This window comes from Bradyrhizobium sp., assembly GCF_030646015.1.
Taxonomy (GTDB): domain Bacteria; phylum Pseudomonadota; class Alphaproteobacteria; order Rhizobiales; family Xanthobacteraceae; genus Bradyrhizobium.
This window is the reverse complement of the sequence record NZ_JAUSLT010000014.1, coordinates 17,239-27,653: the sequence shown is the minus strand read 5'-3', so window position 1 is coordinate 27,653 and position 10,415 is coordinate 17,239. Positions and strand designations below refer to the sequence as shown.

Genomic DNA, 10,415 nt, shown 5'->3' with positions numbered 1-10,415 from the left:
GCGCTGGTGCGCCGCGAGGGTTTTGACATCGTCTATGTCGACGTCATCGACCGTCCCAGACATTCCGGCGTGTCAAATTACGGCTTTTTCGATCGGCTATGGATCGGGATCATGGATCTCGCCGGCGTGTGGTGGCTGATCCGCCGCAAGAAACCGACGCCCGTTGCGACCGAGGTGACGTCTCATGACTGACCTGTTCAACATGCTCGCCACCTATCTGCATGACGTCTTCGTCATCAAGTTCGATGGCTGGGTCATTCTGGGATTCGTGGCGCAGGGATTCTTCACCATGCGCTTCGTGGTGCAATGGATCGCGTCCGAACGCGCGCGCAAGAGCGTGATCCCGGTGGCGTTCTGGTTCTTCTCGATCGGCGGCGGCATCCTGCTGCTGGTCTATGCGTTGTACCGCCGCGATCCGGTGTTCATCGCAGGGCAGGCGTTCGGCCTGCTGGTCTACTTCCGCAACCTGTATTTCATCATCGTCACCGGACGGCAGTCGTCGGCGAAGGAATAAGCGAAACGTATCCGGACGCGGCGCGGCCTGTCGCGGCGGCTCTACCAAAAAAGCTCGAAAACAACCCCATGCACAGTCAGCAACCCTTTGTAAAGTATAGTGTTTCGCCCGCCGGGCGAGGTGCTTTATCGGTGCTTAATTGCCTTTATTGCGCGGGCCTCATTCTCGAAACCAAGGTGTTTCAATAGATGCCGCATCGTTCGAGGCTCGAAATGTCTGCCCGGATCGATCATTGGTGGTCGATCGCGAAGGACGACCTCCTGGGCGATCCGTTCGCGAAGATGGCAACAGCCGGCCTGTTCCAGATCGGCCTGCCGGGCGCGGGTGCTGCGCTCGACAGCTATGGCGCGATTGCGTTCGCCGAGCAGGCGATTGCCGCCAAGACCGGGCTGCTGGGGCTTGCGAGCGCGTTCGCCGCGCGGCAGCTGGCGGCGCGGTTCTTCATTGCAGGCTTTGCCGGCCAGGATCAGCGCGCGACATGGCTGCCGCGCATTGCGGCCGGCGAGGTCTGCACGGCGATCGCGATCTCCGAGCCCGGCGCCGGCGCGCATCCGAAGCATCTGAAGACGGCTGCGGAATCCCGCGACGCGGGATTTGTCCTGCGCGGCGGCAAGGCCTGGGTCACCAATGGCCCGGTCGCGGATCTTTTTCTGGTGCTGGCGGTGGTCGCGGTCGAAGAAGGCCGCAAGCGCTATGGCCTGTTCATGGTCCCGAAGGAAACGGCCGGACTTTCGATAAAGCCGATGAAGGCGCTGGATACGCTGTTGCCGGCGACGCATTGCGAACTGGAACTCGATGGATGCGAGCTGCCTGCGTCGGCGCAAATCGGCGATATGCCTGACGCCTATCCGGCGATGGCGTTGCCATTTCGCGATGTCGAGGACACCGTCGGAACGGCGAATGTCGCGGGATTGCTGAGCTGGCTGCTCGACAAGGCCGCCGCGCAGATCGAGCGCACGGAGGAGAATGCCTTGCGGCTCGGCCGCATCGCGGGTCTGGTGTCGCTGGTGCAGGCGGCGAGCCGGCTGGCGGTGGCAGCACTCGATGGCGAGGGAGATGATGTTCCGGCGCGCGTGATTGGCGTAAGGTTGCTGGCGCGCGACATTGTCGGCGAAATCCGCGAGCTGCTGGGGCAGGGTGCGACGGACGAACCTGCGATTGCGCGGGCGCTGGCCGCATTCGACATGCTGGCCTCGGTGGCGCGCGAGCCGCGCAAGATCAGGCAGATCAGGCTTGCTAATTCAATAAGGCCTGGAAATTCAATAAGAAGCGAGAAACAAGAATGAATACCCATCTGCCGGCGCATTCGATCGAAGCCGTCACCCGCGGGCTGGCGTCAGCCGGCTACATCGCCAGCAAGCAGATCGCGACCGCGGTCTATCTGGCCGAGCGGATCGAGAAGCCGATCCTGGTGGAAGGGCCGGCCGGCGTCGGCAAGACCGAACTGGCCAAGGCACTGGCGGCATGGCGCGGGCTCAAGATGATCCGGATGCAGTGCTACGAAGGCCTCGACGAAGCCAAGGCGCTGTATGAATGGAAGTATGCCAAACAGCTGCTCTACACCCAGATCCTGAAGGACAAGCTCGGCGAAGTGCTCGGCGGCGCCGACACGCTGGCCGCCGCGCTCGGCAAGCTGCACGATTTCGGCGACGTGTTCTTCTCCAAGGAATTCGTCGAGCCGCGGCCGCTGCTGCAGGCGCTGGAGCAGGCCAATGGCTGCGTGCTGCTGGTCGACGAGATCGACAAGTCGGACGCCGAATTCGAATCCCTGCTGCTGGAGATCCTCAGCGACTACCAGGTCTCGATCCCCGAACTCGGCACCGTCACGGCGATCGTCAAGCCGACGGTGATCCTGACCTCCAACGGCGAGCGCGACCTCTCGGACGCCCTGAAGCGCCGCTGCCTGCATCTGCATATCGGCTTTCCCGAGCAGAAGCTGGAGGAGCGCATCGTCGAAAGCCGCGTCCCCGGCATCTCCGCAACGCTGCGCAAGCAGATCGTCGGCTTCATCAACCAGGTCCGCGCACTGGACCTGAAGAAACTGCCCTCGGTCAGCGAGACCATCGACTGGGCGCGCGTGCTGGTGCTGCTGCAGTCCTCGGAGCTCGATCATGAGACGGTCAAGGACACGCTCAATGTGCTGCTGAAATACGAGGCCGACATAGAGACCACGATCCCGCAGGTGTCGAGTTTCGTCGCCAAGGCGGGCCGCCAGGGCGTGTTCGGCTGATGCGCGAGGAACTGCATCGCTTCTTCCGGGCGGCGCGCGGCGCCGGCGTACGGGTGAGCCCTGCGGAAAGCATCGATGCCATGAAGGCGGTGGCCGATGTCGGCTTTGCCGAACGCGGCATCCTGCGCGACACGCTGCTGCTGACGCTGGCCAAGAGCCAGGAGGAAAAGCAGGCGCTCGGCGACTGTTTTGATCTGTTCTTCAGCCAGCCTGAGACACCGGAACACGCCGAGCCTGATGATACTGAAAACAGTAAGGGTGGGGATTCGTCGCAAGGCGAAAACCAGCCGGGTGGCGAGGGCGCACCGCCGCCGGAGCTTGGCGATCTCGCGCAGATGTTGATGTCCCGCGATCGCAACGCGATTGCGGCCGCGATGGCGGCGGCGAGCAATGCCGCCTCGCTGTCCGACATCCGCTATTTCACCCAGCGCGGCATCTTCTCGTCGCGGATCCTCGAACAGCTCGGCATCGAGCGGCTGCGCGACGATCTGGACGCGCTGACGGCGAGCAATCCCGGCGACGCCGAACGGCTGGCGGCGGCCCTCGAGGCGCTGCGCGAAAACGTCCGCGAGGTCGTCAACCAGGCGCTGGTGCTGTACGGCCGCGAGGAAACCGAGAACCTGCGCAACGAGATCCTGCGCAACGCGCCGCTGGCCCGGCTCGAACGCCGCCAGGTCGAGCAGATGAAGGCGCTGATCCGCGCCATCGCGCGGCGGCTGCGCGAGCGCTACTCCAAGCCACGCAAGCGCCAGCGCCGCGGCCATCTCGACACACGAAAGACGCTGCGGCGCAACGCCGCCTGGGGCGGCGTGCCGTTCCTCACCTCCTGGAAACGCCGCCATCGCGACCGGCCCAAAATCGTGGCGATCTGCGACGTCTCGGGATCGGTGGCGCAGGTGTCCGACTTCTTCCTGCTCTTGATTCACAGCTTGCACGAGGTGGTCGACGACGTGCGCTCGTTCGCATTCTCCGGCCATCTGATCGAGGTCTCCGACATCCTCGACACCAAATCGCCCGAGGAGGCGATGAGCGAGATCATGTCGAAGGTCGGTTTCGGGTCGTCCGACTATGGCGGCTCGTTCAAGGATTTCGAGAAGGATTTCATGCGCAGCGTGACGCCGAAGACGACGGTGATCGTGCTCGGCGATGCCCGCACCAACAACCTCGATCCGCGCGCCGACATTCTTCGTACCATCTCGGAACGATCCAAGCGGCTGGTCTGGCTCAACCCGGAAGGGCGGATGGCCTGGGGCTGGGGCGATTCCGAAATGCCGCGCTATTCCGCCTTCTGCACCGTGGTGCGGCAGTGCTCGACGGCGAAGCAGCTGGAGCGGGCGGTGTCGGATATCGTGGCGGCGTATCAGTAGGTCGTTGCGCTGGAGGCAACGGGGGTGATCGAGTAATATCGACTGGTCAAAGGCTGGCGGGCAACTATGGGAGGGAGCAGACGATGTCTGAAACCGACAAGGTGTTCGCGGGCTCGATCCCGGAAAACTACGACCGCTATATGGTCCCTTTGATCTTCGAGAGCTTCGCCCAGGATCTGGCGCAGCGCGCGGCTGCGCTGTCGCCGGGTGCGGTGCTGGAAACCGCTGCCGGCAGTGGCGTGGTCACGCGCGCCCTGGCGCCGAGGCTTTCGCCCGACGCCAGCTACGTCGTAACGGACCTCAACCAGCCGATGCTGGACTACGCAGCCACGCGTCAGGTCGTCGACGGTCGTATTCGCTGGCTCCAGGCGGACGCACTGGCGCTGCCGTTCGAAGACGGTGCCTTCGATCTCGTTTGTTGCCAGTTCGGGGTCATGTTCTTCCCCGACCGCGGGTCGGGCTACCGCGAGGCAAAGCGGGTCCTCAAGCCAGGAGGATGTTTCCTTTTCAACATATGGGATCGCATTGAGGAGAACGTATTCGCGAACGAGGTGACCGATGCCCTCGCGGAAGTTTTTCCCGGCGACCCGCCGCGCTTCTTGGCACGAACGCCACACGGCTATCATGACCCCGCGCTGATCCGTCGTGAGTTGGAGCAAGCCGGATTCTCCCGCGTCGCAATCGAGACCAGGACCGATCTGAGCCGCGGGTCTTCGCCGCGGCATCCTGCTGTCGCCTACTGTCAGGGAACTCCGCTACGCAACGAGATCGAAGCCAGGGATGCGGGCAAGCTGGAGGCAGCAACCGAATACGCCGCCTCCAGGATCGCCAACAAATACGGAAGCGGCGAGGTTGTCGCCAAAATTCAGGCACATATTGTCGTTGCCACGGCCTAGCATTCGCACGAACGGTCAGGCGGTTTCGCTTGCGTCGATCAGCCGATCAGCCATCGGCCCTTGTGGATGTCGAACTTGACCACGCCTTCGCTGCGCATCTTCATCAGCAACGACTGGCAGGCCTCCTCGTTGGGAAGATTGGCGCGTTTCATGACCTCATAGATCTTGAGCGGCTTCTCGCGGAGCGCGGTCAGAATCTTCTCGCGATCGTTCAGCATCAGACGGGCTCCTCAATGGTGATCATTGGTCCGGATCGGGACGCCAAGCTGCAAGCGGCAAGGGCAGGCCCCGAATTGGCTGGCTTCGGCTGTTTTGGCGGCGCGCGCAAGACGCTTTTGCGTGCCGGACCTTAAAGTTTCAGGGCATGAAATTTCAGGCGTACCGGGCGGACGGCTTTCTTGCTCTTTTCTTGCCCTGTCACGCGGTCCCATGGACTCTTTCTGTTCACGGAGAACGAACAGGGGGCATGAAATCCGGCCCGGATGACTGGTTAAAGAATCGTCATTAACCGAGTCTATTTGCAAATCATAAACGCCCGGCTGGCAGTCTGCTGAAGTCCAGGAGGGTGCCATGGTGATTTATCCCGTGCCTGCCGCGGTGACGCAGGCCAAGATCCAGCTTGTCATCGACGAGACCGCAAAAGCCCATGCGACGGTGATCAACAGCGACGTGAAGGCGCTTGTCGAGGCTCAGCGACAGGCCGAGCAGCAGGCCCTGGTCGACGTCAAGGCCTAGCGTCGTGCCCGGCCGTGAACGCCCGGAAGTGACGCGATGAAGCAGTGACTTCCGGCGCTGGTGTTTTTCCGCGCGTGACGTGCCAAGCGAACGATGTTAGTTCAACCGACTGATCTGGGGCGCAATCATGCCGCCCTGGAATAGATGGTATGGCGAGGAAACCCACCGATGCGCATTGCTGCTTTCGCGATTGTGACCATCGCGACGATCTTGACGGCGGCGCCGGCTCGGGCCCAAACCTATGATCCGAAATATCCGGTCTGCCTCGAGGTCTACGGCGAAGACGGCAGCGTCGTCGAATGCGGTTTCACATCGCTGGCGCAGTGCACGCAGGCGGCATCGGGCGGCCGCTCCGCCATGTGCTTCGCCAATCCCTATTTTACGAGCGCGGCCGCGCCTGTTGTGCCGCGTCCCGAAGCCCCCGCGCGCAGCCCGACACGGCGCTGAAGGCTGCGGTCGGGCAGAGCAGGGTGGAACCGCGGACCACCGCCGGATTGACGAAGCCCTCTGCGCCCTGGTGTCGCGGCCCGCCATCCTCTGAATGGCTCTTGCGCCCCCGTTACCCATTTTTGCCCGGCCGCGAGCTCCGAATGCTCCGCCGGACGGCGGGTTGGGGTTGGGTTGGCTGGTCGCGGGCCACAGAAGACAGCCGTCAACCCCTTGACCCGGCTCGCCAGTCGTTCTGTGATGCGGGCGAGCTATTCCGTCGCTGCACGTTGAGGGGCCTGCCGCGACCGCCGATCCATCGCCTGACCGGACTGCGCTTCAAACTGCCTGTTAGGCATGCCGTTTGCAGGGGCAGGGATGGATTATCGGATCGGCCCATCGACGTGCGCGAGGATAGGCAAAAGTTCCGGACGATCCTTGAAAGGCCTTGCCATGAAACGTGTATCCCTGGTTTTCACCCTTGCTCTCGCCGCCGGTATGACGGCTCAGGCCGCATCCGCGCAAACCCTCAAAACGGTCAAGGACCGCGGCCTGTTATCCTGCGGCGTCGGCCAGGGTCTGCCGGGGTTCTCGTCGCCTGACGACAAGGGCAACTGGACCGGGCTCGATGTCGATGTCTGCCGCGCGGTCGCCGCCGCCGTCTTCAACGACCCCAGCAAGGTCAAGTTCGTGCCGTTGTCCGCCAAGGATCGCTTCACGGCGTTGCAGTCCGGCGAAATCGACGTGCTTTCGCGCAATACCACCTGGACGCTTTCCCGTGACACCTCGCTCGGCGCCAATTTTACCGGTGTGACCTATTACGATGGCCAGGGCTTCATGGTGAAAAAGTCCCTCAAGGTCAATTCCGCGCTGGAGCTGAACAGCGCATCGGTCTGCGTACAGATCGGCACCACGACGGAGCAGAATCTGGCCGACTACTTCAAGGGCAACAACATGAAGTACGAGGTGATCGCATTCGGCACCAACGACGAAGCCGTCAAGGCCTACGAGTCCGGACGCTGTGACGTCTTCACCACCGACGTATCAGGCCTTTATGCCGATCGCTTGAAGCTTGCCAACAGCGCCGATCATGTCGTGCTTCCGGAGGTGATTTCGAAGGAGCCGCTCGGTCCGATGGTGCGCCATGGCGACGACCAGTGGTTCGACATCGTGAAATGGACGCTTTACGCGATGATCACCGCCGAAGAACTCGGCATCACCCAGAAGAACGTCGATGAAATGGCGAAATCGACCAAGCCGGAGATGAAGCGGGTGTTCGGGACCGATGGCAATCTCGGCGAACAGCTCGGCCTGACCAAGGATTGGGTCGCGCGGATCGTGAAGGCCGTCGGCAATTACGGCGAAACCTTCGACCGCAATGTCGGCGCCGGCTCCAAGCTCGGCATTGCCCGGGGCATCAACGCGCTCTGGAGCAAGGGTGGAATTCAGTACGCGCCGCCGATCCGCTGATCGCCAGCCCAGAGGCTGCGGCGATGGCCATCGAACCCCGAAAACCTCCGCCGCAATTTGTCGCCAAACTGCAGCGCGCGCTGGGTGGCCGCGCGGGCTGGGGCGGGTTCGTCATCCAGATCCTGTTCGTGGCAGCGCTCGCCTGGATCGCCTATGAAATCGTCGCCAATGCCCGCGCCAACCTGGAGACGCAGAACATCAAGGCGGGCTTTGGCTTCATGGCCAATACGGCCGGGTTTGACGTCAGCCAGAACCTGATCCCGTATTCCGGATCCGATTCTTATATCCGCGTTTTTCTGGTCGGCCTGCTCAACACGCTGTCGGTCTCGATTGTCGGAATCTTCTTCGCGACCATTCTCGGATTCCTGGTGGCATTGGGCCGGCTATCGCCGAACTGGCTGCTGTCGCGGATCGCGGGCGGTTATGTCGAGCTGATCCGCAACCTGCCGCTCCTGTTCCAGATCCTGTTCTGGTATCTCGCGGTGCTGGCCGCGCTGCCCGGTCCGAAGCAGAGCGTCTCGCTGTTCGGCAGCTTCTTTCTCAGTAACCGCGGTTTCGTGGTTCCAAAGCCGATCGGCAATCCCGGCTTCGAGCCATTCATGGCGGCGATCGTGATTGCGGTGATCGCCTCGCTGCTGCTGCAGCGCTACGCCCGCAAGCAAATGTTCGACCACGGCCGGATGATCCGGATCTGGCCCTGGGTGCTGGGAATGATGATCGGGCTGCCCGTGGTGAGTTCGCTCATATTCGGCGCACCGGTCAAGTTCGAAATTCCCGAGCTCAAAGGCTTCAATTTCGCCGGCGGCTCGCGCGTCATTCCGGAATTCGTGGCGCTGGCCGTGGCGCTGTCGACCTATACGGCGGCCTTCATCGCCGAGATCGTGCGCGCCGGCATCCAGTCGGTGCACAAGGGACAGATGGAAGCAGGCTCATCGCTCGGGCTGCAGCGCGGTTCGACGTTGCGGCTGATCGTGGTGCCGCAGGCCATGCGGGTAATCCTGCCGCCGCTGACCAACCAGTATCTCAATCTCACCAAGAACTCGTCGCTGGCGGTGGCGATCGGATATCCCGACCTCGTCTCGGTCTTCGCCGGGACGACGCTGAGCCAGACCGGGCAGGCGATTGAAATCATCGCGATCACGATGGGCGTCTATCTGCTGATTTCGCTGGTGACCAGTGCGATCATGAGCTTCTACGGATGGCGGCTTGGACGGAGCCTTAGTCCATGAGGATTCTTGGCCCATGAGCGATTTCGCGCCGCCACCCTTCGTCCGCCAGGAGCTCGTTCCGGAGCGCGCCGCGCCGATCAAGACCACCGGCTTTGTCGGTTTTCTGCGCACCCGGCTGTTCAACTCGCCAATCAACGTCCTGCTCACCATCGGCGGCCTCCTGCTGCTGTGGTTCACCGTCGTTCCCTCGGTGAAATTCCTGCTGATCGATGCGGTATGGACCGGGAAGGACCGTACCGCATGCCTCGCACAGGGGCCGGACCAAGTGGTCGGCGCATGCTGGCCGTTCATCAAGGCGAAGTTCAGCCAGTTCATCTATGGCTTCTATCCGGAGGCCGAGCGGTGGCGGGTCGACCTGACTTTCGCCCTTGCCGGGTTGCTGCTGTTGCCGCTTCTGATTCCGCGGCTGCCGGCCAAGGCTCTCAATGCCGGCCTGTTCTTCATTGCGCTTCCCTGCGTAGCCTTCTTCCTGCTGCATGGCGGCGGATTGAAGGGTTTCGGCGTCAGCTGGATGGAAGGGCTGTTGTCCGGTTTCAACGACAGCATCGGCGATGGCGGCGGCAAACTCGTGACGTTCAGCCAGACAGTCCCGATCATCGGATCGCTGCTCTGGCTGCTGGGCAAATTCCTCGTCCTGCTCAGCATGGCTATTTTCTATGTGCTCTTGCCGCTGACCTGGCTCAACGACAAGATCCTGGCGTCGGCCAGCCCGCTCTGGGCCGACTTCGCCGCCACCGCCGCCATCGTGTCGCTGCTGTTGTTTTTCCTGGCCGGCGGCGTTCGTACCGGATGGCGCGCGCTGGCCGTCAGCCTTTTGACCTTCGCCGGCATCTTCGTCGTGATATTAGTGATGGGGCTGGACCGCGGCGGATTGCCGGTCGTCGGCACCCGGCTGTGGGGCGGCCTGCTGGTGACGCTGGTGGTGTCGGTGGTGGGCATCGTCGCCTCGATGCCGGTCGGCATCGCGTTGGCGCTGGGCCGGCGCTCGACGATTCCGTTGATCCGGATCTTCTCGATCGCCTTCATCGAGTTCTGGCGCGGCGTGCCGCTGATCACGGTGCTGTTCTTCGCGACCTATATGCTGCCGCTGTTCGTTCCAACGGGTTTCACCATCGACGGATTGATGCGCGCCCTGATCGGCATCGCGCTGTTTGCCGGGGCCTATCAGGCCGAGGTGATCCGGGGCGGCCTGCAGGCGATCCCGCGCGGGCAGGGCGAAGCGGCCAGCGCGCTCGGCCTGTCCTGGGGCAAGACCACGGCGCTGATCGTGCTGCCGCAGGCGCTGCGCCACGTCATCCCCGGCCTCGTCAACAGCTTCATCGCGCTGTTCAAGGACACCTCGCTGGTGTCGATCGTAGCATTGTTCGACCTGCTCGGAATCCTCCGGGCGGCCTTCGCCGATCCGGTCTGGTCGACGCCGACCACATTGTTCACCGGCTTCGCCTTCACGGGCCTGGTCTATTTTGCCTTCTGTTTTGGCATGTCGCGTTATTCACTGTTCGTCGAGCGCCGGCTGAACGCACACCAGCGTAACTGAGTGGGATGACC

The 10,415-nt window shown here is 62.8% G+C and carries 11 protein-coding genes and 1 pseudogene; 11 read left to right on the top strand and 1 reads right to left on the bottom strand.

Annotated elements, in window-relative coordinates:
* The 6 genes and pseudogenes from Q7T45_RS01305 to Q7T45_RS01280 form a co-directional block, all read left to right on the top strand.
* Positions 1–192: pseudogene (locus tag Q7T45_RS01305) on the top strand (dolichol-phosphate mannosyltransferase); the annotation flags it as partial.
* Positions 185–514 (top strand): lipid-A-disaccharide synthase N-terminal domain-containing protein, encoded by a 330-nt coding sequence (locus Q7T45_RS01300; protein WP_304866428.1) that lies wholly within the window; start codon positions 185–187, stop codon positions 512–514. The pseudogene Q7T45_RS01305 and the gene Q7T45_RS01300, both read left to right, overlap by 8 nt.
* 212 nt (positions 515–726) lie before the next feature.
* The gene (locus Q7T45_RS01295; RefSeq protein ID WP_304866425.1) at positions 727–1,800 is read left to right on the top strand and encodes an acyl-CoA dehydrogenase family protein; all 1,074 of its coding nucleotides are present in this window, start codon (positions 727–729) and stop codon (positions 1,798–1,800) included.
* Complete coding sequence (locus tag Q7T45_RS01290; protein ID WP_304866421.1) at positions 1,797–2,744, top strand: MoxR family ATPase; 948 nt, start codon at positions 1,797–1,799, stop codon at positions 2,742–2,744. The genes Q7T45_RS01295 and Q7T45_RS01290 overlap by 4 nt, the downstream gene beginning before the upstream one ends.
* The gene (locus Q7T45_RS01285) at positions 2,744–4,111 is read left to right on the top strand and encodes a VWA domain-containing protein (protein WP_304866418.1); all 1,368 of its coding nucleotides are present in this window, start codon (positions 2,744–2,746) and stop codon (positions 4,109–4,111) included. Before Q7T45_RS01290 ends, Q7T45_RS01285 begins: the two co-directional genes overlap by 1 nt.
* Before the next feature lie 83 nt (positions 4,112–4,194).
* A complete protein-coding gene (locus Q7T45_RS01280; RefSeq protein WP_304866416.1) occupies positions 4,195–5,007 on the top strand; it encodes a class I SAM-dependent methyltransferase in 813 nt (270 codons plus the stop codon).
* A 38-nt stretch (positions 5,008–5,045) separates the two neighbouring features.
* Here the strand turns inward: Q7T45_RS01280 and Q7T45_RS01275 are convergent, their stop codons facing one another.
* On the bottom strand, positions 5,046–5,225 hold the full coding sequence (locus Q7T45_RS01275) for a hypothetical protein (RefSeq protein WP_304866413.1): 180 nt from the start codon (positions 5,223–5,225) through the stop codon (positions 5,046–5,048).
* Positions 5,226–5,577: 352 nt separating this feature from the next.
* Here Q7T45_RS01275 and Q7T45_RS01270 point away from each other — a divergent pair, with 352 nt between their 5' ends.
* From Q7T45_RS01270 to Q7T45_RS01250, 5 genes are all read left to right on the top strand, one after another.
* Positions 5,578–5,742, top strand: a complete 165-nt coding sequence (locus tag Q7T45_RS01270) for a hypothetical protein (RefSeq protein WP_304866410.1) — start codon at positions 5,578–5,580, stop codon at positions 5,740–5,742.
* A gap of 168 nt (positions 5,743–5,910) precedes the next feature.
* Positions 5,911–6,189: a DUF3551 domain-containing protein gene (locus Q7T45_RS01265; protein WP_304866407.1), complete on the top strand. Its 279-nt coding sequence runs from the start codon at positions 5,911–5,913 to the stop codon at positions 6,187–6,189.
* Between the two features lie 432 nt (positions 6,190–6,621).
* The gene (locus Q7T45_RS01260; protein ID WP_304866404.1) at positions 6,622–7,638 is read left to right on the top strand and encodes an amino acid ABC transporter substrate-binding protein; all 1,017 of its coding nucleotides are present in this window, start codon (positions 6,622–6,624) and stop codon (positions 7,636–7,638) included.
* A gap of 23 nt (positions 7,639–7,661) precedes the next feature.
* A complete protein-coding gene (locus tag Q7T45_RS01255; protein WP_304866401.1) occupies positions 7,662–8,867 on the top strand; it encodes an amino acid ABC transporter permease in 1,206 nt (401 codons plus the stop codon).
* Between the two features lie 13 nt (positions 8,868–8,880).
* Positions 8,881–10,404 (top strand): amino acid ABC transporter permease, encoded by a 1,524-nt coding sequence (locus Q7T45_RS01250; protein ID WP_304866397.1) that lies wholly within the window; start codon positions 8,881–8,883, stop codon positions 10,402–10,404.
* The last annotated feature ends 11 nt before the right edge of the window (positions 10,405–10,415 follow it).

Bases quoted from the DNA above. Each gene is read 5' to 3' on its own strand.
- Q7T45_RS01290 (WP_304866421.1), top strand. From the start codon at position 1,797: ATGAATACCCATCTGCCGGCGCATTCGATCGAAGCCGTCACCCGCGGG.
- Q7T45_RS01250 (WP_304866397.1), top strand. From the start codon at position 8,881: ATGAGCGATTTCGCGCCGCCACCCTTCGTCCGCCAGGAGCTCGTTCCG.
- Q7T45_RS01260 (WP_304866404.1), top strand. From the start codon at position 6,622: ATGAAACGTGTATCCCTGGTTTTCACCCTTGCTCTCGCCGCCGGTATG.
- Q7T45_RS01295 (WP_304866425.1), top strand. From the start codon at position 727: ATGTCTGCCCGGATCGATCATTGGTGGTCGATCGCGAAGGACGACCTC.
- Q7T45_RS01280 (WP_304866416.1), top strand. From the start codon at position 4,195: ATGTCTGAAACCGACAAGGTGTTCGCGGGCTCGATCCCGGAAAACTAC.
- Q7T45_RS01275 (WP_304866413.1), bottom strand. From the start codon at position 5,225: ATGCTGAACGATCGCGAGAAGATTCTGACCGCGCTCCGCGAGAAGCCG.
- Q7T45_RS01300 (WP_304866428.1), top strand. From the start codon at position 185: ATGACTGACCTGTTCAACATGCTCGCCACCTATCTGCATGACGTCTTC.
- Q7T45_RS01285 (WP_304866418.1), top strand. From the start codon at position 2,744: ATGCGCGAGGAACTGCATCGCTTCTTCCGGGCGGCGCGCGGCGCCGGC.
- Q7T45_RS01265 (WP_304866407.1), top strand. From the start codon at position 5,911: ATGCGCATTGCTGCTTTCGCGATTGTGACCATCGCGACGATCTTGACG.
- Q7T45_RS01255 (WP_304866401.1), top strand. From the start codon at position 7,662: ATGGCCATCGAACCCCGAAAACCTCCGCCGCAATTTGTCGCCAAACTG.
- Q7T45_RS01270 (WP_304866410.1), top strand. From the start codon at position 5,578: ATGGTGATTTATCCCGTGCCTGCCGCGGTGACGCAGGCCAAGATCCAG.